Here is a 21,707-nt window from a genome sequence, read left to right as displayed (position 1 = left end):
TAAAGGCGAAGCAGAATCAATAGGTTAGTCACTAAAACGCGGATTGCCATGAAGTGCTGCAACAAAGATTAAGCGTAAAAATGTGGAACCGATATGAAAGGCAGATGAAAAACTCGTTTATTTGACAGGCAGACAGCTAGGGTTCAGCTAGTGAACCAAGGCGTTGCCGCCGTTTGTGGGTGGGCGAATCAGAACGCTTTTTGAGCGGTTTGGTTCAGGCTGGGCGAGCAGGCTTGGCCGCTGAACTTTATTCAAGAATCTTCTCTGCAATGGCGCCCAAGTGCCGGTAAAGTAAGCGCTCTCTTGCCAGGGTAATGGGATGAATAGCGTGCAGCTTTTACGCGGCCGGTTGCGGCCAGTGTTGATGGGGTTGTTGGTGGGCGTGGCGTGTGTCACCAGCGTGCGGGCCGATGACGGCGTGGCGCTGACCAGCATCGACCAGGTGCCGGACGGTGTGGAAGTGCGTGGCAAGCAGGTCGCGGCCTATACCTGGGACGACCGCCAGGGCAAGAACCTTCTGGTGCTCGCCGAGCAAGTCAGCGAACGCGAAGACGATGGCACCCAGTCGGCGTTCGTGTACGCCGCCCAGTACCTGATCGACGGCAGCCGCCCCAAACGCGTGTGGATGCTCTATGACGACGTGCAGCGTTGCGAGTTCGACGCAGCGCTGCGCTTTGATCGGGGCGCAACCAAGGTCACCGACCTGACCGGCGACGGCATCACCCAGGCCACCGTGGGCTATTCGCGCACCTGCACCAGCGATGTCAGCCCCAATGAGTTCAAATTGATCATGCACGTGGGCAAGTCGCAGAAGTATCGCCTGCGTGGCGTCGACCGCCATGGCGCCGCCTGGTGGGACGAAGAGGCCGGCGCGCTGCGCGGCATGCCGCTGCCCACGGATTGCAGCGTGGCCGGGCAGCAGGCCTTGGTCAGCCAATACAAGGAGCAGGGCACTGAGTTGCCGTTGCCGGGTTGCTATGGCGATGAGAAGGATTTTGCCAAGGCGCCCGAGGCGTACCTGGCGTTCATGCGCCAGCACTGGTTCGCCCTGATGCAAAAGCAAGACGCTGAATGGAGCCAGGCCCAGGCCCAGCCGTCGCAACCCACCGAAGAAGACGATACGGCCCCGTGATTTGGTACGAGGGCGGCTCCTGCGCTAGACTCGGCCCTCGCCAATTCCATAAATACCTAGGTTAAACAAAGGTTTGTTCAAGGTATTTAATCCAAAGGCTGATCTATTTTGACTGAGTCCATTCGCAACCCTCTGACCCTCTACCTGACCCGTCTGGCACCCTCCAGCCAACTGACCATGCGTTACGTGTTGCAAGATGCCGCCGACCGCCTGGGCTTCGAGGACATCAACCTTGAAGACATCGACTGGCACTTGTTGCAACCCGAACATGTCATCGCGCTGGTGGCAGCCCTGCGTGAGGACGGTTACGCGCCCAACACCTCGTCGCTGTACGTGAACGCCGTACGCGGCGTGATGAATGAAGCCTGGCGCATGAGCCTGATCAGCCAGGAACACCTGTTGAAGATGCGCACGGTCAAGGCCGCGCCCGGCACTCGCCTGGGCCAGGGCCGCAACCTGCGGCGCACGCTGATTCGCGAAATGATGCAAGCCTGCGCCGCCGACCCACGCCCGCAGGGCCTGCGCGACGCGGCGGTGATTGGGATTTTGTACGGCTCGGGTATGCGCAAGTCCGAGTCGGTCAACCTCGACCTGGCGCAGATCAACTTCGACGAGCGCAGCTTGCGGGTGATCGGCAAGGGCAATAAAGAGTTGGTCAAATACGCGCCGGACTGGGCGTTTGCCAAGTTGCAGGCGTGGCTGGCGTTTCGGCGCGAGCAGCTCAAGGAGGGCGAGCAGGACGATCACTTCCTGTTTAATCGTATCCGCCGGGGCAGTCATATCACCCGTGAGCGCATCACCAAGCACGCGATCTATTACATTGCCCGCCAACGCGGAGCGCAGGTGGGGGTGAAGATCATGCCCCATGACTTTCGCCGCTCGTTCATTACGCGCGTGATCGAGGAGCATGACCTGTCGATTGCGCAAAAACTGGCGCATCACAGCAATATCCAGACCACCGCCAGCTATGACGTACGTGACGACAATGAGCGGCGGCGGGCAGTGGACCGGTTTGATCTGTGACGAGGTCAGGGCGAGGGCGGTGCGCTTGCCAAATGCGCCGGCAAACGGCGCAGGGTCCACATCACCGTGAGCATCGCGGCGACAGCGCACAACGCAATGCCGATCAACATGGGCGCAGGCGTGTGGTTGGCGAACACGCCCACCAGGGTCATGCACAGCGCAGCGGTAATCATCTGGATGGCGCCCAGCAGGGCCGAGGCGGAGCCGGCCACTGCGCCATGCTCTTCAAGGGATAACACACCGGCGGCCGGCAACAGCAGGCCCAGGAACCCGAAGCCCGTAAACAGCAGGGTCATCATCAACGCCAGGCTATCGATCCAAAGCGTGGTCATCGCCAACAGGACCATGACCACCGCCACCGCCGTCACCGACCAGCGAATCACCGGCGCCAGGCCAAAACGCGCGCTCAAGCGTGCCGTCAGTTGGCTCATGGCAAAAAATGATGCGGCATTGAGTGCGAAACACAGGCTGAATTGCGTCGGCGTGAGGCCGAAATGCTCGATGTACACGAAGGGCGCGCTGCCGATGAACACAAAGAACGTCGCCAGGCCAAACCCGCAGACGACCGACAGCCCGATAAACACCGGATCGCGCAGCAGTGCCCCATAGCTGCTGAACGCGTTGCCCAGGGTCTTACCCAAGCGGCGTTCGGCCGGGTGCGTTTCGGGCAGTTGCAGGATCGTCATCACCAGGCATGCCACGGCTACCACCGCCAACACCGCAAACACTTCGCGCCAGCTCCACAGGGCGATCACCACGCTGCCGGCCAGTGGTGCGAGGATCGGCGAAACACTCATCACCAGCATCAGCAAGGCCATCAGCCGCGCGGCTTCATGGCCGGTGTACAGGTCACGCACTATGGCCCTGGGCACGACCATACCGGCACAGGCGCCGAATGCCTGCACCGCGCGAAAACCGATCAGCACTTCAATGCTCGGGGCCAGGGCGCAGCCGACACTGCCCACGGCAAAGATCACCAGCCCGGCATAAATCGGTGGCTTGCGCCCGAATACATCGCTGATCGGCCCGTAAAACAGTTGGCACACGCCGATGATCATGAAGAACACCGTCAGGCTCATTTGCACCGCCGCCGGCGAGGCATTCAGGCTCGCGCCCAGGGTGGGCAAGGCGGGCAGGTAGCTGTCGATAGCGAACGGGCCGACGGCGGTGATCAACCCCAGCAGCAGGGCCAGGTGGGCGATACTTCGTGACATGAGGCGGTTCCGGGCAGTGCAGAGGCCGGTCAGCTTAAGGGAAACGCGCAAATCCGCAAACTTAGGCTTCACTAACAGGCAACTGGTGCCGATAACACCAGTAGCAATGCGCGAGCGGTTGGGTTGCCAGCCGGCAGTCCAAGTACGGGGATACCAGCATGACGATCAAATTACGCTTGATGTTGTTGATTGCGACCGGGTTGCTGACGGCCCTGGTCATGAGCCTGACCGGCTACTTGGGCAACACCCGGATGGGCAACGCCGTGCAGGACAACGAGGTCGGCATGACCGTGCTGCGTAACCACATGGAAGCCGACATGATGCATGACGCCCTGCGCGCCGATGTGTTGTCGGCCATGTTGGTGGGCTTGGGGAAGAGCACCAGCACCAAGGAGGAGGTCAATAGCTCGCTGAAGGAGCATGCCGACAATTTTCGCCAGGTACTGGGGGAGAATCTCAAGCTGCCGGTGGTAGACACGATCAAGACCAGCCTGGAGAAAATCAAACCCAGCCTGGATACCTACATCAGCGCCGGCGAACGCATCGTCGCGCTGGCCCTGGTTAACCCCGAGGCCGCGCGCGGGGAGCTGGACGCCTTCAATACCGCCTTCAGCCAGTTGGAAGATCAGATGGCCGCCCTGAGCGAACTGATCGAAAGCCATACCCTGAAAACCAGCGAGGGCACGCACCAATCCCTGAGCAACGCCAATTTCACCCTCGGCGCGGTATTGATTGCCAGCCTGTTGCTGCTGCTGGCCCAGGGCCGTTGGGTCATCCTCAGCATCATGGGCCCGCTGCAAACCGCCAGCCGCATTGCCGCCAGCATCGCTCGGGGTAATTTGAGCGAGCCGATTGTCGAACCGCGTCGCAAGGACGAGGCCAGCTCGTTGATTCGCAGCCTCGCCACCATGCAGCGCGACCTGCGCGGCATGATCGAGGTGGTGCGCAGCAACGCCCAGGGTGTCAACGGCATGAGCGAGCGATTGAGCCAGGGCTGCCATGAAGTGGCCGGCAGCAGCCAGCAACAAAGCAGCGCCGCCAGCACCATGGCGGCGGCGGCGAGTGAAATGACCGCCAGTATTGAAGAAATCACCCGGCATGCCGGGCGCGCCCTGGATATGGCCAACCAGGCTGAAGCCCTGGCCAAGGATGGCGGGCGCGTGATTCACCAGGTGGTCAAGGACATGGACGGCATCGCCCGTTCGGCCCAGCAATCGGCCCAGGTCATCCGCACGCTGGATAAAGAGTCCGAGGCGATCTACAGCATTATCCAAGTGATTAAAGGCATCGCTGACCAGACCAACCTGCTGGCCCTGAACGCTGCGATTGAAGCCGCGCGCGCGGGCGAACAGGGCCGTGGGTTTGCCGTGGTGGCCGACGAAGTGCGCAGCCTGGCGGGACGCACCAGTGCCTCGACCCAGGAAATCGCGAGCATGGTCGCGCGTATCCAGCAAAACACCCGCGAGGCGGTAACTAGCATGGAGGAGGGGGTTTCCCAGGTCGACAAAGGCATGGCCGTGACCGCTGAGGTCGAGCGGGCGATTCGCGAGATTCTGCAGGCCACCCTGAATACCACCGAGCTGGTCAACGATATTTCACGCACCATCGGGGAACAGAGCCTGGCCAGCAACGAAATCTCCCATCAGGTGGAAATGATCGCCGGCATGTCGGAGAACAACAGCCGCGTTATCGGTGAAACGGCTTCGACCACCGATGAGCTGGCCGGCCTGGCCGGCAAATTGTCCCAGTCGGTAGATCGGTTCAGCTTGTAACGCAGGCACATTTTCAGCCGGCCCCTGTGGGCCGGTTTTTTTTGCTCGTGCAAAATAAAGATTGAATATTCACACCTAATGTTATTTAAATAACAAAACAAGAGCGACACGACCTGCCTGGTCGTGCCGTAACAAGGTGGAATAGCAATGAGCAAGATCGCAGTCATCGGCAGCAACATGGTGGACTTGATTACCTACATCGACCGCATGCCGGCCCAGGGCGAAACCCTGGAAGCGCCGGGTTTTGCCCTCGGGTGCGGCGGCAAAGGGGCCAACCAGGCGGTGGCGGCAGCCAAGCTTGGGGCCGATGTGCTGATGCTGAGCAAGGTCGGCGACGACATGTTTGCCGACAACACGGTGGCCAATTTCCAGCGCTTTGGCATCGACACTCGTTATGTACAGCGAGTGCCGGGCGTTTCCAGCGGGGTGGCGCCGATTTTTGTGCGGGCCGACTCCCATAACAGCATTTTGATCGTCAAGGGTGCCAATGCGCATTTGTCGCCGGCGGATATCGAGGCGGCGGCCGAGGACCTGCGGCAGTGCGGGCTGATCGTGCTGCAGTTGGAAATCGCGGTGGAAACCGTGTACTACGCCATCGAATTCGCGCACCGGCACGCCATTCCCGTCCTGCTCAACCCCGCGCCGGCCCTGTCCGGGCTCAGCGCTGAACACTTGGCGCACCTGGACTTCCTGATCCCCAACGAGTCGGAACTGGCATTGCTCAGCGGGCACGTGGTCGACTCGCCGGAATCGGCGCATGCCGCCGCCCGCAGCCTGGTGGCCGGTGGCATTCGCCACGTGATCGTCACCCTCGGCGAACACGGCGCGTTGTACGTGGGGGAGGAGGGCGAGTTCCAGGTACCGGGGGTGCGGGTCGAGGCCCGTGACACCACTGGCGCCGGGGATGCGTTTATCGGTTGCTTCATTCACCACTGGAACCGCGACGGCCATATTCGTCAGGCCATGGAACAGGCGGTGGCCTATTCCGCCTGCTCGGTCATGGGCCTGGGTACACAGACGTCCTACCCCGACCACGAAACGTTCGAGCGCTTTCAGCAACAGCCGTAACACTCTCAACCCAGCCCGGAGAACAATAATGAACAAACCTGCGCTGCAACAGACACCCGATGGTTTCTACCTGAACCGCACACCTTGGTTCGCCTTTATCCTGCTGTGCAGCATTTTTGCGCTGTGGGCCGCGGCGGCGAGCATGAACGATGTGCTGATCGCCCACTTCAAAAAAGCGTTTTTGCTCAGCGATTTCCAGACCGCCTTTGTGCAGTCGGCGTTTTACCTGGGCTACTTTTTCGTGGCGATTCCAGCGGCGATGGTGGTTCGTCGTTTCAGCTACAAAAGCACCATCCTGATCGGCCTGCTGTTGTATATGTTCGGCTGCCTGCTGTTTTTTCCGGCAGCCTCCACCGCCAAATACGGCATGTTCCTGCTGGCGCTGTTTGTGATTGCCGCCGGCCTGTCGTTTCTGGAGACGGCCTGCAACACCTACTCGACGCTGATGGGCCCTCGGGAAACCGGGACGCGGCGATTGAACATTTCGCAGACCTTTCACCCGTTCGGCGCCATGGCCGGGGTGTACGTGGGCAGCTTCGTGATGTTCAAGGACACCGACGCCACCACGGAGCAACTGACGCAGATGAGCGCCTCCGAGGCGGCGGTGCAGCAGTTGCAAATGATCCAGTCCACGCTGTTGCCTTACCAGTGGATGATTGCGGTGCTGGTGCTGATATTTATCCTGGTCGCCATGACCCGGTTCCCTGCGTGCAAAGGCAACACGCCCGCCGGCAGTAAGCCTGGCAGCTTGCGTCAAAGCCTGGGCCGGCTTTGGCGAAACCCGCGCTTCACCTTTGGCGTCTTGGCGCAGTTTCTGTATGTGGGCGCGCAGGTGGGCGTATGGAGTTTCACCATTCGCCTGGCCATGCAAATGGGCGGTATGAATGAGCGCAGCGCTTCATGGTTCTTGTTGACCACCTTTGCCGCCTACTTTGTCGGCAAGTTGATCGCCAACCTGTTGATGCGCCGTCTGCATCCGGCCAAGGTGCTGGCGATCTACGGCGTGCTGTGCATCGTGCTGCTGGCCTATACCATTCTGGTGCCGAACATTTCGGCGGTGTACGCGGCGGTCGGCGTGAGTATTTTCCTGGGGCCTTGCTGGCCAACCATCTACGGCCTGACCATTGATGGCCTGGGTGAAGACACCGGCGTCGGCGGTTCACTGCTGGTGATGAGCATCGTCGGCGGCGGGGTGATCCCGATCTTCCAGGGGCTGTTGTCCGACGCCAGCGGCGGCAACATGCAGCTGGCCTATAGCGTGCCGTTGCTGTGCTTTATCGTGATCGTGATGTATGCGCTCAAGTGCATGCGTCAACCCGGCACTTTGCCGGTGGGTGCGACCGGAGCGGTGGCCTCATGAATACACGTATCCCGTTGTACCCAACGGTGTTCGGCGAGCAGGAGAAAATCCTCCTGCAATCGCCGGCCTTCAAGGTCAGTGCCTGGGTCTATCCGTCCGGCGTGTTGGCCCTGAGCCTGGAGAACAGTCGTGGGCGATTGGTGGTATTGCCTTACCAGGGGCAGATGATCTGGTCGGCCGTGTTCGACGGTTGCGACCTGACCATGAGCAACCTGTTCGAGCAGCCCCGGCCCAGCCCGACGATTATCGACACCTACGGCTGCTTCATGTTTCACAGTGGCCTGTTGCGCAACGGTTGCCCGGCCGCCGATGACACCCATGCCTTGCACGGCGAAATGCCCTGCGCGCCCCTCGACTCGGCCTGGCTGGAGGTGGGCGAGGGCTTTGTGCGCCTGGGCGGTTCGTATGAGTACGCCAAGGGCTTCGGCGATCGCTACCGGGCGTGCCCCAGCGTGACACTGCGCGCCGATTCGGCCGTGTTCGATATCGACATGCAGGTGACAAACCTGGCCGGCAAGCCCATGGACCTGATGTACATGGCCCATATGAACTATGCCTATGTGGACGGCGCGCGTTTCGTCGAGCCATTGGGCGTGCAGCGCCAGCGCCTGCGCACCAGTGTGCCGGACCACGTCAAGCCGACGCCGGCCTGGAGTGCCTATATGGCGCAATTGGCTGAGTGTCCCACTCAACTGGGCTGCCTCGAACAGCCATCGCTGTACGATCCCGAGATCGTGTTCTTCTTCGACGGCGTGGGTACGGACACCCTGGGCCAGGCACACTTTCTGCTGGACCATCCCGACGGTACGGCGTTCTACACCCGCTACCGTCCCGAGCAATTCGAGCACGCCGCACGCTGGATCCTGCACACACCGGATCAACAAGTGGCAGCGTTCGTGCTGCCGTCCACCTGCGAGCCCGAGGGTTATAACGCCGAGAAAACCAAAGGTCACGTGCGTCAGCTGGCCGCCGGGGCCTGCGCATCGTTCAGTGTCACCACCGGTTATTTGAATGCGCAGGAGCGCCAACGATTGTTGGGTTAAACCAGCAATTGCGCACCGCCGGCCCGAATAGCGTCCTGATACGTTCGGGGGATTTTCTTGTCGCTGACCACGTATTGAAAGTCTTCAAGGGTGGCGAAGTGAGCGGTGCGCACCGTGTCGAACTTGCTGAAATCGGCGAGCAACACGCGTTGCTGGGCCTGGCGCATGACCTTTTGCTTGACCTCGACTTCATTGAAGTTAAAGCACGTTACGCCGAACGCCTGGCTGACGCCGGCGGCGGTCACGAAAGCCCAGGTCAGGCGCACGCTGTCGAGGATGCTGCTTTCGGCGCTGCTTTCAAAGACCTGGTTCTTGCGGTGAAAGGTGCCGCCGCACAACACAATGTGGCAATTGGGCTTGTTCTGCAGCTTGAGCAGCACGTTCAACGAACTGCACACCGCGGTGAACTCCAGTGCATCAGGGATGAAATCGACCACAAAAGGCGAGGTCGTACCGCAGTCGAAAAATACCGTGTCACCGGCCTGGATCAACTGCGCGGCGAGTTTGCCGATACGGCGCTTTTCTTCTACGTGGCGCGTGTCTTGTTCGGCCACCCGGTAATCGCCGACGTCATTACCGACACGGGTGATGTGGCCACCCAACAACCGCAGATGATCGCTGAAATGGCTGAGATCACGGCGCAGGGTCATCTCGGAAACGTCCAGCAGGGCGGCCATTTCCCTCAGGTGAATGGCGTTCTGGTCCTTCAGGGCTTGTTGGATAAGCTTCAGTCGCTCGGCTTTTCTACTGTCCACGGGTATTCCAGGGCTTGATTGTTAGTGTTAATTAAGTAACATTAATTGTTAGTATTGTAACGTATTGGCGTGAGTATTGTGACAAGCGCCGCATCATCATTGGCAACATACAGGCAAGGACCCGTTAAATGAACAGTCTTCCACCCACCGCATTGGCCAAATATATCGATCACACCTTGCTGGCGCCGGACGCCTCCCGGGAACAGATCCGCACCTTATGCGAAGAAGCCCAGGCACACGGTTTTTATTCGGTGTGCCTGAACTCGGGGCAAGTGCCTTATGCCGCGACCTGCCTGGCCGACAAAACCGTGGTGATTTGCGCCGTGGTGGGCTTTCCACTGGGCGCCGGCCTGAGTGACACCAAGGCCTTCGAAGCCCAACGCGCCATTGCCGCCGGGGCAGGGGAGGTCGATATGGTGCTCAACATCGGATGGTTGAAAGACGGGTTGCTGGACGCCGTGCGCGATGACATCGCCTTGGTCCAACAGGCCTGTGGCGCCGTACCGTTGAAGGTCATTCTGGAAACCTGCCTGCTTGACGACAGGCAGAAGGTCCAGGCGTGTGAAATCTGCCGGGAACTGGGCGTGGCCTTCGTCAAGACATCCACCGGCTTCAGCCGCAGCGGCGCTACGGTCGAAGACGTGGCCCTGATGCGCAAAACCGTAGGCACTGGGGTTGGAGTGTAGGCCTCCGGCGGCGTACGCGATTATCCGACGGCAGTGAAGATGATTGAAGCCGGGGCGACACGCCTGGGCAGCAGCTCAGGGATCGCAATCGTGGGCGGCGCCATGACCGCGGCGAGCGGTTACTGACGGCGATTTTGCTGGCAAGCACAGCCATGTATTAATCTAACTCAACTAAATACTCATTTAGTTGAGTTAGATTCATGTTCAGGTATCAAGCATGGGCGAGGACAGTGCTGATGCGCCAGGCCGTCTCTCCATACGCATGGCCTTTCGGCGCTCACGAGGGATAGCCCGTCGGCCTTTGGGGAATTTCTTCAAGATCGATGCGCATCATCGCGTTCCGGCTGCTCAAGGGGTTGGATCCGCACTTTATCGGTTATGCCGCCGAACACACGGCTGTTTGCCGGTGCGGGCCTTGGCGAATTCCAGCCCATCGGATCTATCTCAATACGTATAGCGCCACAAGGGCCGTGCTGCGTCATTGGCCAAGCGTTGGGCGCTGGATTGGAAAGGTGCCGGTATGCTGATCGACGGATGTTCATCTGGCCGATCTCGGCACAGAAGTTGGTGCCGGCACCGACCAGAAACACACAGACCTTGAAGACAGGATCACGCAGTTGCCGCCGGGTCAAAACCAGCAGCGAAATGTTCGTGGCTGGTGGCTTTGCCCAGGGTTGGCGTTGACAGGGGTTTGGTGCGTTGAAATCTGGTGGGCACTGCCGCTGATTGCGTAACATGGTATTACGCATAATGTATATTATGTTAAATCATGTGCCTGGCTTGTCACCAAGCCCACCTCAATCACCTCGGTCTTGCTGAACCTTGAGGCGCATTTGCTTTCCCCTCGTCCCGCCTTCGACGTTGAATCGTAACCGGGCATTGATTCTGCGGCCAGATACGCTAACACTCTACGGGCTACGCCAACTTGGAAGGCAATTTATGGCAATAACGCAAAACACCCGTTGGGTGCAGGTTGACAGCCCCCTCGGCGGCGATGTCCTGTTGTTGCAGAGCATGGCCGGCAGTGAAGAGCTGGGGCGTTTGTTTCACTACGAATTGGACCTCACTTCCGAAGATCAAGCGATCAAGTTCGATCAGTTGCTGGGTAAACCGATGGGTCTGTCCCTGGAACTGTTCGAGGGTGGCCGTCGCTACTTTCACGGCATTATCAGCAGTTGCCGGCAACTGACCGGCCATGGTCAGTTCGCGGGCTATCGCGTCAGCCTGAGGCCTTGGTTCTGGCTGCTCACGCGCACCTCCGATTGCCGCATTTTCCAGAACAAGACCGTGCCGGACATCATCAAACAGGTGTTCCGCGACCTCGGTTTCTCCGACTTCGAAGACAGCCTGAGCGGCAGCTATCACGAGTGGGAATATTGCGTGCAGTACCGCGAAACCAGCTTCGACTTCGTCAGCCGGTTGATGGAACAGGAAGGCATCTATTACTACTTTCGCCATGAAAAGGCGCGCCACGTATTGGTATTGGCCGACGCCTACGGCGCTCATTCCACTGCGGCAGGCTATGCGTCGGTGCCCTTCTTTCCACCTGATCGGCAAATGCGCGAGCGCGATCATTTCTACGATTGGCAACTGGCGCGGGAGGTGCAATCCGGTTCGCTGGCGCTGAACGACTATGACTTCCAGCGCCCCCGCGCCAGCCTCGATGTGCGCTCCAGTGTGCCGCGCGACCACAGCAACGGCGACTACCCGCTTTACGACTATCCCGGTGAATACGTCCAGAGTAACGATGGCGAGCACTATGCGCGTACCCGCATCGAAGCCATTCATAGCCAGTTCGAGCGCGTGCAGTTGCGTGGTTGCACCCGTGGCCTGGGCTCCGGCCATGTGTTCAGGCTGACTGGATACAGCCGTGAGGACCAGAACCGCGAATACCTGGTGGTGGTCGCACGCTACCAGATCCGCCAGGAACTCTACGAAAGCGGGCAGTCGGAATTGTCCGAGCAGTTCGTCAGCGAGCTGGACTGCATGGACGCCAGCCAGGCATTCCGTCCCCTCCCCCTGACCCCCATGACCATCGTCCGGGGGCCGCAGACCGCCGTGGTGGTCGGCCCCAGTGGCGAGGAGATCTGGACCGACCAGTATGGCCGGGTCAAAGTGCACTTCCACTGGGACCGCCATGACCAATCCAACGAAAACAGCTCCTGCTGGATTCGCGTGTCCCAGGCCTGGGCCGGCAAGAACTGGGGCGCCATGCAGATCCCACGGATCGGTCAGGAAGTAATCGTCAGCTTCCTCGAAGGCGATCCGGATCGGCCGATCATCACCGGTCGTGTCTACAACGCCGAACAGACAGTCCCCTATAAATTGCCGGCCAATGCCACCCAGAGCGGAGTGAAAAGCCGTTCAAGCAAAGACGGCTCACCCGCCAACTTCAATGAAATCCGCATGGAAGACAAAAAAGGCGCGGAGCAGCTGTTTATCCACGCCGAAAAAAACCAGGACATCGAGGTCGAGAACGACGAGACCCACTGGGTCGGCCATGACCGCAGCAAGACCATCGACAACGACGAAACCGTTCACGTCAAACACGACCGCACAGAAACGGTGGACAACAACGAGACCATCACCATCGGCGTAGACCGTACCGAGGACGTGGGCAATAACGAAAAAATTACCATCGGTGTCAATCGCACCGAGCATGTGGGCAGCAACGAGACCATCACCATCGGTGCAAACCGCACGGAAAAGGTCGGCGCCAACGAAAAAATCACCATCGTCAGCAACCGTACCGAAGACGTAGGCGGCAACGAGACCATCGACATCACGGGCAACCGTAACGAAACGGTCAAGGGCAACGAAGGGATCGAGATCAACGGTAACCAGCGTACCCAGATCGGCCAGGACGAATCCCGTGACGTCGATCGCAACCGAACCACCAGCATCGGGCAGAACGACAGCCTGGACGTCGGCAAGCACTTTGCCCTCACCGCCGGCGACTCCATTACCCTGACCACGGGCGCATCCAGCCTCACCATGAAGAAGGACGGCTCCATCACGATTCGCGGCAAGAACATCATCATCGACGGTTCCGGCGCCATCAACATCAAGGCCAACAAGAACGTGGTGATCAAAGGGCAGAAGATCCTGCAGAACTAGGACATGGAGGTATGTATATGACGGTTCAGTACCCGCTCCCCACCCAGGCCCGTATCGATGGGGTCATCATCGGCAGCCTGCTCGCCCTGCCCCATGCCGGCGCGCCCACGGTCACCTACCCCGGTTGCCCGGACAGCCGCGGCCTCGTCGCTCGCTGCACTGCGCGGCTAAGCCCGGCGGATATCGGCAGCCCGGTGGCGCTGATGTTCGAGGACGGCGACCCGATCCGCCCACTGCTGATCGGCCTTCTGCTTGACGCCCAGGCCGCCGTCGCTCCCGTCGCCAGTGTGCGACTGGATGAGCAGTGCCTGGAATTGAGCGCAGAACGCGAGATTGTGCTGCGTTGCGGCAAAGCCAGCATCACCCTGACCCGCGCCGGCAAAGTGATCATCCAGGGCGCCTACCTGTCCAGCCGTTCCAGCGGAGTCAACCGCATCAAGGGCGGCTCGGTGCAAATCAACTAGACAGGTAATCGGCCCATGGAATTGCTCAATGCCAGCAGACTGACGGCGGCCTATACCCTGGGTATGGACCGTGATGGTCGCGAATCCCTGGTCGTGGTGGCCAAAGGCACGTTTGATCTACCGCTGGACGGTCGCGCCTTGACGCTCGCCGACAGCCAGCAACCGCTGCTGATGGCCGACACCTTTCTCGGCGAACCAGGCCTGAGCGCCCCGCTGCAGGAAATGGACTTTGCGCCGGTCAAGCCCTTCTGCGATGTGCTGGTGTGCGGCAAGGCCTACGCGCCCGGCGGGCGGCCCGTGACGCAGTTGACCGCGGGTATTCGCGTGGGTCGAATGAGCAAGGCTTTTTCCGTCGTTGGCCCGAGGCAATGGCAACTGGGGCTGTTGGGCCTCTCTCCCGGCTCGCCGCAGCCTTTTACCGAACAGAACATCTCCTATGCCCAGGCCTACGGTGGCTCCCATCCTATGGTGAATGCCCCCGATATGCGTGACGGTTACCTGGACAACCCAAGCGGTTGCGGCTGGTACCCGCGCGGCCTTGATAACGCCTACATCGTCGGCAGGCCAATGCCCAACACCGAAGAGCTGGGCAAACCGATCGAAAACCCTTTTGGCAACTTTCGCCCCATGGCCCTCGGCCCCATCGCTCGTAGCTGGCCGCAACGCGCCCGCTTCGCCGGTACCTACGACGAGGCCTGGAAAGCCGACTGTTTTCCGTTTCTGCCGGCGGACTTCGACACCCGCTACTATCAGGCCGCACCCGACGATCAGCAGGTTGATTACCTGCGCGCAGGCGAGGAGGTACTACTGCTGAACCTCACTGCCCAGGAGCGCGCAGGTTTTCGCATCCCTGAGATGGAAGTGCCGGTGACCTTTTTCCTGAAAAAAGGCGGCCATGAAACGGTGTCAGCGGTGATCGACACCCTGCTGATCGACACAGACGCCCGCCAGGTGCAGTTGACCTGGCGTACCTCCCGTCCGCTGCGGCGCAACATGTTCGAGATTGCCCAGGTGCTGGTCGGCACGCTGTCCATCGGCTGGTGGCGCGCCCGGGCATTGGGTAAAGACTACTACCCATCGCTGCGCGCCCTGGTAAACGCCAAACGCACCCGGGAGCAAACGCACTGATGCGTGCTTTGAGCATTATCGGCTCCGGCATGGTCAGCGCTGTCGGCCTCAGCGCACCGGCCAGTTGCGCGGCGATCCGCTGCGCCATCGACAACTTCCAGGAAACCCGCTTTATCGATCGGGGCGGCGAATGGCTGATTGCCGCCAGCGTGCCGTTGGAACAGCCCTGGCGCGGCCGCACCAAGCTGGTCAAGATGGCCGCGCGCGCCATTGCCGAGGCCCTGCACAGCACGCCCAACGTCGACCCGGAAAAAACCCCGCTGCTGCTGGGGCTGGCGGAGCTCGAGCGCCCCGGCCGTCTAGAAGGTCTCGATAAAGGATTGCTGCAGGCCATTGAAGCCGAACTGGGCCTGCGCTTTCACCCCGCCTCCAGCATCCTCGCCCATGGCCGGGTCAGCGCCGCCGTGGCGCTGCTTGATGCACGCACCCTCATTTATGGCGGTGGCCATCGCCACGTGCTGATTGCCGGCGTCGACTCCTTCCTCAACGGGCCAACGCTGGCTGCCTTCGAGCAACGCGAGCGCTTGCTCACCAGCCAGAATTCCAACGGTTTTATCCCCGGCGAAGGGGCTGCCGCCGTGGTGCTGGCCGCCCCCGTCGCGAGTGACACGCCGCAATTGGCCTGCATCGGGCTGGGGTTCGGCACGGAACAGGCCACGGTGGAATCCGAAGACATCCCGCTACGCGCCGAAGGCCTGACCCAGGCCGTGCGCGCAGCCCTGGGCGAAGCCGGTTGCGGGTTGGAACAGATGGATTACCGCCTGACGGACATCTCTGGCGAACAGTATTACTTCAAGGAAGCTTCCCTGGCCCTGAGCCGCAGCCTGCGGGTACGCAAGGAGTTCTTCCATCTCTGGCATCCGGCCGACTGCATCGGTGAAGTCGGCGCCGCCATTGGCCCGGCGATGCTCGCCGTGGCGCTGGCCGCCAGCCGCAAGGGTTATGGCGAAGGGCCGAATATTTTTTGCCACCTGGGCAACGACGCCGGCCAACGCGCCGTCGCGCTGCTCAGCTACCAGACCGTGAGGGCTGCCTGATGGCCAACCAAGTATTTGCCAACAACATGGAAGTCTCCTGCAAGTCGGCCGACGGCAAGTCGATCGCGTGTTTTCCGGACGTGTGCTTCACCCCACCCGTGGCCCCGCCTACCCCGCTGGGCGTGCCCATCCCCTACCCCAACACCGGCATGGCCAAGGACACGACCAAGGGCAGTCGGACGGTAAAGATCACGGGTAAGGAAATCATGCTCAAGGACCAGAGCTATTTCAAAACCAGCTATGGGGATGAGGCTGGAAACGCCCCTAAAAAGGGCATCGTCACCAACAAGATCAAGGGCAAGGTGTATTTCACCTCCTGGTCGATGGACGTGAAGTACGAAGGGAAAAACGTTGTTCGGCACATGGACCTGACCACCCACAACCATGCCTCCCAACCGGGCAATACCATGCCCTGGACCTATACGGACCGAATGGCACTGGCCAAGGATCTGGCCCAATGCGAGGGCGAACGAGGCCGGGCAAAAGACGCTTGCGGGGACCTTGAGCAGAAAATGATCTGCCCGGACATCAGCCCGCTACAGGCCGCGACCAAAGCCCGCAAAGCCGCTAAAGACGCGGCGGGCGACGGGTTTAAAGACAACGCGGCCTATCTGGGCACGCACGCCGACGTCCAGGGCGAGTATGCGTCCCTGGCCAAAACCATCAACAGCGACCCTTGCCAAAAGGCGATGCGCTGCTTTCTCGCGCCGTTCAAACCCAACCGATGCTGCCCCGGACAAACCGGTGACCACCTAATCGATTCGGCATCCTTCACCGACGGGCCGGCCTTTCCCGGCCAACCCAGAAGCAAGCACCCGACCAAAGCCGGCTGGAGCAAATACCAGACCGACAGAGCCCCGGTGATGTGCGCGGAGGGGCCCAATCAGACCACCGCCACCCACGGCCAGATGCATACCCGACGTGGGGTGGTGGCCTTGCATGAAGCTGATGCAAACGGTGAATGGCCAAGGTCCAAGGCTACGCAGACGGGGGCCAGGGCGGCGAAGAAAACCTTTCCGGACTCCAACTGTAGTCAGGAATGCCTGGAAGCTCAGTTGAACACCTATCACGACAAAGCAAAGGACCCAGGCGAGGAAAAACCGATCAATGCCTGTGCGTCCATGACCAGCAATCAAGACGAGCGTGAGAAGGCTAGAGTCGAAATGTTCACTAGCAAGTCTCGTCGTTAATTTACTCACTTCAGGAGATCAATATGGACCCCAAAGACCCACGATTCAGCGGACTCAGCATTAGTACTGGAGTCGTTCGTTACTCAGACCTCTGCTATGTGATGGCCACGGACGACATTTCTATCAGTGAAGGTTCTACCGGTTCGATACTGTTCTCTCTGGATTGTGAAGAATGGGGGGCCGATAACGTCCCATGGCTTGCCTGTTCCGGAACCGTCTGCCACGTGCCGATCGAACGATATCTGGCTCTGGGCACCGATGGATCGGTAGAAGCCAGTGGCGGCGGCACGGTCATAGAAGAATCCATCGCCAGCTGCGGCACAGACCCCAAAAAACGCGGCCCCCTGCGTGAAATCCGTGGCATCGCCAAAGGCCGAGCCTACGCCGTAGGCGCCTGCCGACAAGCCTATGTTCGCGAGGGCGAAGACCAATGGCGTTGCATCGACCAGAGCGCCCAGGTCGGTGACACCCCGATCACCGACACCAGCTTCGAATCCATCGATGGTTTCAGCGAACAGGAAATCTATACCGTCGGCTGGGAAGGCGAAATCTGGCGGTACGACGGCGACCTCTTCACCCAGCAGAACAGCCCGACCAACCTTGCGCTCTACAAGGTCCGCTGCGCGCCGGATGGCTACGTCTACGCCTGCGGCCAACTCGGCACCTTGCTTCGGGGGCGCAATGAACAATGGGAAATGATCGAACATGACAGCACCGACGAAGACCTCTGGGGCATGGAAGTGTTCGATGGGCAGGTTTATGTGTCGTCCACCCATTTCGTCTACCGGCTCGAAGGCGACAAACTCAAGCCCGTCGACTTCGGCGACGACGTGCCGCGAACCTGTTATCACCTGAGCGCGGCCGACGGCATCATGTGGTCCATCGGGCCCAAGGATGTCATGCAGTTCGACGGTTCAAACTGGACACGGTGCCTGCAAATTGACTAACCCGACGCGCCTGCCCTGCCCTTGTTGCATCGGGGCCCGGGACTGATGAACACACTGCCCGTCGTCCTTGACCTGCATGCCGAAGAAGCCAGCTTCCTCGCTGTCCTGCGTGATTACGCGTTACGCGCGCCACATTACGACCTGGACGACCTCGGCAAACTGGAAGACCGTATCGACGCTCATCTCGATGGCCTGCGTATCGCCGGCCCCGCAGGCCTGGAAACCGTGCTGGCCCAACTCGGCCCCCACACGGTTGGCGAGCTGTTTGCCGGCGTGGTCCTGGCCTTCGAGACACACCACACCGATGGGTTGTCGCAGCTCAGCGAACACGTGAGAAACGCGGTGGAAACCGAGCGTGGTTATCTGATGGCCCTGGGGTGGCTCGACTGGGAATGGGTCGCGCCCTGGATCGACCGCATGCTCGCCTCCCCAAAGCCCCTGTTCCGTCGCCTCGGCCTTGCTGCCTGTGGTATGCATCGTCGCGATCCCGGCGCAGCGCTGCTCGCGGAGCTTTCGCAAGCCGACCCCGGCGTGCTGGCACGCGCGGCCCGTACCGCCGGCGAACTGCGCCGGCATGACCTGATGCCGACCCTTCGTTCGCACCGTCTACATCAAGATGCAGCAACGCGCTTCTGGGTCAATTGGGCCACCGCACAGCTGGGCGATGAATACGCCCTGGAGCCACTGCGCCCCTTCGCCGAGCAACCGGGTGCGTTCCAGTACCGTGCGCTCTGCGTCCTGTTGGCCTGGCAACATCGGGAGCACAGCGTCGCCTGGATACACCAGTTGCTACAGAACCCTGCCCAGCGCCGCATCGGCATCCAGGCCATTGGGCTGCTGGGCGATCCCGTCGGCGTGCCGTGGCTGATACAGCAGATGAGCGACCCGCCGTATGCCCGTGTCGCCGGCGAAGCCTTCAGCCTGATGACCGGCGTGGACCTGGCGCTGCTCAATCTGGAGCTGCAGCAACTGCCGGATTTCGACGCGGGGCCGAACGACAACGCCGAGGACCCCAATGTCGTCATGGACCCCGATGAGAACCTGCCCTGGCCCGACCCGCAGTCAATCAGCCGCTGGTGGCAGGCCCATGGAGGCGAATTCCAGGCAGGCGTCGGCTACATAGTGGGGTTGCCTCAAAGCGAAAGCGGTTTCAAGCAAGCGCTTGCCCATGGCCTGCAACGCCAGCGCATCGCCGCCGCCTGTGGCATCGCGCGCTTTCGGCCAACCGATGTGCTTTTGCCCATTAGCGCTCCCGTCAGGCGGCAAAAAAAGTGGCTGGGGTAACCGGCTCAATTCGGCAACCCGTTGCGCTTGAACCTGGGAATGTCCAGCCCCAAGCTCTCGCGCAACGTCGTTCCTTCATACGCCGTGCGATACACGCCACGCGCTTGTAACAACGGTATGACCTGTTCAGTAAAGCGATTGAATTGTTCCGGGTGCCCAATGTAAACGTTGAAGCCATCCACCGCCCGCGCCTCGAACCAATCCGCCATTTTCTGCGCGACCGTGTCCGCCGACCCCACGAAGGCGCCCGGACGCAGTTGTCGACCGAATTCAACCGCCTGGCGCAACGTGAAGCCTTTCTCGCGAGCCTGGTCTGCAATGCGCTTGGCGGCGGTAAAAAAGCTGCTGCGGGCGGCCTCCAGGCTCTGCTGGGGAAACGCTGCGTCGAGGTCGTACTGGCTGAAGTCATGCCAGCCGAAATTACGCCCGAACTCCTTCAGCGCCAGTTCAAAGCTGTGATCGGCCTGATGGTAATGCTGCTCGATTTCCCGCGCATGCTCGTCCGTGTCGCCGACGTAGATTTCCGCGCCCGGCATAACCAGCAGTTGTTCCGGGTCGCGACCAAGCTGCACTGCCCTGCCCTTTACCTCCCGGTAGAAAGCCTGGCCCTGCTCGATGCTGGCGGCGTGGGTGAAGATCACATCGGCCGTGGCGGCGCCCAGGTCGCGACCTTGCGCTGAATCACCGGCCTGGAATATCACCGGCTGGCCTTGGGGTGAGCGCTGGATATTCAGCGGGCCCACCACCGAAAAGTGCTCGCCCCGGTGGTTCAGGCTATGCAGCTTGCTCGGGTCGAAAAACTGCCCCGTGGCACGGTCGCGCACGAACGCATCGTCCTCATAAGAGTTCCATAACCCTTGCACCACCTGAACGTGTTCGGCGGCACGGCCGTAGCGCGTGTCGTAATCATAATGCTCGTCGCGGCTGTAATTGCCCGCCGTGCCCGCATCTCCGCTGGTCACCACGTTCCAGCCGGCGCGGCCCTTGCTGATCAGATCCAGAGAGGCCAGACGCCGCGCGACGTTATACGGCGAGTTATACGAGGTGGTCAGCGTACCGACCAAGCCTATATGGCGGGTGCTGACCGCCAGCGCGGACAACAGTGTCAGCGGTTCGAGCCGGTTCAGGTAGTGCGACGGCGATCCCGGCGTGATGAACTGGCTGTCGACAATAAACACCAGGTCGAACAATGCCGCTTCGGCCTGGCGCGCGATGTCGATATACCAGTCAACGTTAACGCTGGCATCGGCCGGCAGTTGAGGGTCAAGCCACAGATTGTGGCGGCCTGGCCCGCCGCAGCCCATCGTCAAGGCCCCGAGTTTCAGTTGTCTTTTCATCATGTGGGGGCATTCCTCGGTGTTCAGGGCTGGGGCTTGGCGACGACGGGTTGCAAGGACGCGGCGAATGAATCGTCGAATAAACTGGCCGCCGCATAAGGCTTGACCAGCCCTTGGCCGGCAAAAAAGTCCACGGTTTTTTGTGCCTCTACAGGAGACTGGGCTGTCAGCGGCTCGACCGTTGTGCGTGCCCGGGCAAACCAGACACGTGCAATCTCGGCATCCGCCCGGGTGCGTTTGGCCCAGGCATCGGCATAAGCGTCTGTGTTGGCGGGATGCTGGCGAGCCCAGTCGCGCGCTTTCTTCAGGCGCTGAAGAAAATCGCTGATGGGCGCACGTTTGGTGTCGATGGCCTTGGCGTTGGCCGCAATGAAACTCTGGGCGGGAATCAGCCCTTCAGCCGTCGCGAGAACCCGCGCGCCTTGGCGTTCCTGTTGGGTGACGTAAGGCTCCCACGTCGCGATCACGTCCACCGACCCACCTTCCAATGCATGGGAGGCATCCAGCGCGCTGAGATAGCGCAGTTCCAACGCGTCTGGGCGCACGCCCGCCTTATCCAGCGCGGTCAGCAACAACTGCTGGCTCCAGGAGCCTTTCCAGATCGCCGCACGCTTGCCTGCAAGGTCCGCGAGGCTGTGGATCGACGAGTCCTTTTTTACCAGGATGGCCACGCCGTCGAGGTTTTGCCGGCTGACGGCGATCACCTTGATCGGTGCACCTAAAGCCCCCAAAAACAGCACCGGCGCATCCCCCAGCAAGCCGATGTCGAGGCTGCCGACGTTGAGTGCCTCGGCCACCGGCGAGCCTGCGGTGAATTGCTTCCATTCAAGGGTATAAGGCAGATCGTCCAGTACGCCTGCGGCTTCCATCACGGCCTGGGCGTTGTAGCTTTGATCGCCCACCACCAGTGTTTGCGCGGTCGCGCTCAGGCACAGCAGCAGGCCGGCCAACCCGGCCGCGAGTTTTGTCAGGTAACGCACGCTCGTCTCCAGATGCCTTGTCAGGCAGTTCAAGTCGATCCGCGCGTACGGTCTCGGCACTGTTCAAAGGGGTAGTCAGCCGCATACGATGGGGCCGGGCGTCGGGCATGTAAAATACTGATAATGCATAACGTAATTCTATAATAATGTCATAAGCGTATTTTTAGCCC

The 21,707-nt window shown here is 60.7% G+C and carries 18 protein-coding genes and 2 pseudogenes; 15 read left to right on the top strand and 5 right to left on the bottom strand.

Annotated features, from left to right (window positions below; genetic code table 11):
* Positions 1-319 precede the first annotated feature (319 nt).
* Together AB4O25_RS05030 and AB4O25_RS05025 are read left to right on the top strand one after the other, a co-directional pair.
* Positions 320-1,132 carry a M949_RS01915 family surface polysaccharide biosynthesis protein gene (locus tag AB4O25_RS05030; RefSeq protein ID WP_460150594.1) on the top strand — a complete coding sequence of 271 codons (813 nt, stop codon included), beginning with the start codon at positions 320-322 and terminating at the stop codon, positions 1,130-1,132.
* 108 nt (positions 1,133-1,240) lie between these two features.
* Positions 1,241-2,155 carry a site-specific integrase gene (locus tag AB4O25_RS05025; protein ID WP_017528026.1) on the top strand — a complete coding sequence of 305 codons (915 nt, stop codon included), beginning with the start codon at positions 1,241-1,243 and terminating at the stop codon, positions 2,153-2,155.
* A gap of 5 nt (positions 2,156-2,160) precedes the next feature.
* On the opposite strand, the gene AB4O25_RS05020 is transcribed toward AB4O25_RS05025, so the two are convergent.
* On the bottom strand, positions 2,161-3,369 hold the full coding sequence (locus AB4O25_RS05020) for a multidrug effflux MFS transporter (RefSeq protein WP_017528025.1): 1,209 nt from the start codon (positions 3,367-3,369) through the stop codon (positions 2,161-2,163).
* Positions 3,370-3,527: 158 nt separating this feature from the next.
* On the opposite strand from AB4O25_RS05020, the pseudogene AB4O25_RS05015 reads away from it, so the two are divergent.
* The 5 genes and pseudogenes from AB4O25_RS05015 to AB4O25_RS04995 form a co-directional block, all read left to right on the top strand.
* Positions 3,528-4,235 (top strand): annotated as a pseudogene (locus tag AB4O25_RS05015) (MCP four helix bundle domain-containing protein); the annotation flags it as partial.
* Between the two features lie 42 nt (positions 4,236-4,277).
* Positions 4,278-5,141, top strand: a complete 864-nt coding sequence (locus AB4O25_RS05010) for a methyl-accepting chemotaxis protein (protein WP_370737697.1) — start codon at positions 4,278-4,280, stop codon at positions 5,139-5,141.
* 147 nt (positions 5,142-5,288) lie between these two features.
* Positions 5,289-6,209, top strand: a complete 921-nt coding sequence (gene rbsK / locus AB4O25_RS05005) for a ribokinase (RefSeq protein ID WP_017528023.1) — start codon at positions 5,289-5,291, stop codon at positions 6,207-6,209.
* A gap of 28 nt (positions 6,210-6,237) precedes the next feature.
* Complete coding sequence (gene fucP, locus AB4O25_RS05000; protein ID WP_017528022.1) at positions 6,238-7,569, top strand: L-fucose:H+ symporter permease; 1,332 nt, start codon at positions 6,238-6,240, stop codon at positions 7,567-7,569.
* On the top strand, positions 7,566-8,612 hold the full coding sequence (locus AB4O25_RS04995) for an aldose 1-epimerase family protein (RefSeq protein WP_460150593.1): 1,047 nt from the start codon (positions 7,566-7,568) through the stop codon (positions 8,610-8,612). Before fucP ends, AB4O25_RS04995 begins: the two co-directional genes overlap by 4 nt.
* On the opposite strand, the gene deoR is transcribed toward AB4O25_RS04995, so the two are convergent.
* The gene (deoR, locus tag AB4O25_RS04990; RefSeq protein ID WP_032883447.1) at positions 8,609-9,367 is read right to left on the bottom strand and encodes a DNA-binding transcriptional repressor DeoR; all 759 of its coding nucleotides are present in this window, start codon (positions 9,365-9,367) and stop codon (positions 8,609-8,611) included. The two genes, AB4O25_RS04995 and deoR, sit on opposite strands and share 4 nt — an antisense overlap.
* 128 nt (positions 9,368-9,495) lie before the next feature.
* On the opposite strand from deoR, the pseudogene deoC reads away from it, so the two are divergent.
* A pseudogene (gene deoC, locus AB4O25_RS04985) lies at positions 9,496-10,179 on the top strand (deoxyribose-phosphate aldolase).
* Positions 10,180-10,367: 188 nt separating this feature from the next.
* Here deoC and AB4O25_RS04980 read toward each other — a convergent pair.
* A complete protein-coding gene (locus AB4O25_RS04980; RefSeq protein ID WP_223496338.1) occupies positions 10,368-10,790 on the bottom strand; it encodes a hypothetical protein in 423 nt (140 codons plus the stop codon).
* 202 nt (positions 10,791-10,992) lie between these two features.
* Here AB4O25_RS04980 and AB4O25_RS04975 point away from each other — a divergent pair, with 202 nt between their 5' ends.
* The 7 genes from AB4O25_RS04975 (at position 10,993) to AB4O25_RS04945 (ending at position 19,220) form a co-directional block, all read left to right on the top strand.
* Entirely contained in the window at positions 10,993-13,170 is a 2,178-nt protein-coding gene (locus AB4O25_RS04975; RefSeq protein ID WP_460150592.1) for a type VI secretion system Vgr family protein, read from the top strand.
* A gap of 17 nt (positions 13,171-13,187) precedes the next feature.
* Positions 13,188-13,634 (top strand): DUF6484 domain-containing protein, encoded by a 447-nt coding sequence (locus tag AB4O25_RS04970; RefSeq protein ID WP_017529828.1) that lies wholly within the window; start codon positions 13,188-13,190, stop codon positions 13,632-13,634.
* A 15-nt stretch (positions 13,635-13,649) separates the two neighbouring features.
* Positions 13,650-14,762, top strand: coding sequence for a DUF2169 family type VI secretion system accessory protein (locus AB4O25_RS04965; protein ID WP_068931842.1), 1,113 nt, complete (start codon positions 13,650-13,652; stop codon positions 14,760-14,762).
* Entirely contained in the window at positions 14,759-15,799 is a 1,041-nt protein-coding gene (locus tag AB4O25_RS04960; protein ID WP_137220102.1) for a hypothetical protein, read from the top strand. Before AB4O25_RS04965 ends, AB4O25_RS04960 begins: the two co-directional genes overlap by 4 nt.
* Positions 15,799-16,989: a PAAR-like domain-containing protein gene (locus AB4O25_RS04955; RefSeq protein WP_068931841.1), complete on the top strand. Its 1,191-nt coding sequence runs from the start codon at positions 15,799-15,801 to the stop codon at positions 16,987-16,989. The genes AB4O25_RS04960 and AB4O25_RS04955 overlap by 1 nt, the downstream gene beginning before the upstream one ends.
* Positions 16,990-17,213: 224 nt before the next feature.
* Positions 17,214-17,936 carry a hypothetical protein gene (locus AB4O25_RS04950; protein WP_017529824.1) on the top strand — a complete coding sequence of 241 codons (723 nt, stop codon included), beginning with the start codon at positions 17,214-17,216 and terminating at the stop codon, positions 17,934-17,936.
* Between the two features lie 45 nt (positions 17,937-17,981).
* Positions 17,982-19,220, top strand: coding sequence for a TIGR02270 family protein (locus AB4O25_RS04945; protein WP_017529823.1), 1,239 nt, complete (start codon positions 17,982-17,984; stop codon positions 19,218-19,220).
* A 5-nt stretch (positions 19,221-19,225) separates the two neighbouring features.
* Here the strand turns inward: AB4O25_RS04945 and AB4O25_RS04940 are convergent, their stop codons facing one another.
* Positions 19,226-20,560, bottom strand: a complete 1,335-nt coding sequence (locus tag AB4O25_RS04940) for an LLM class flavin-dependent oxidoreductase (protein ID WP_065879084.1) — start codon at positions 20,558-20,560, stop codon at positions 19,226-19,228.
* 20 nt (positions 20,561-20,580) lie between these two features.
* A complete protein-coding gene (locus AB4O25_RS04935) occupies positions 20,581-21,537 on the bottom strand; it encodes an ABC transporter substrate-binding protein (protein WP_460150591.1) in 957 nt (318 codons plus the stop codon).
* Between the last annotated feature and the right edge of the window lie 170 nt (positions 21,538-21,707).

It is taken from the genome of Pseudomonas sp. S3_A03, assembly GCF_054668275.1.
This window is presented reverse-complemented; position numbering and strand designations above follow the sequence as displayed.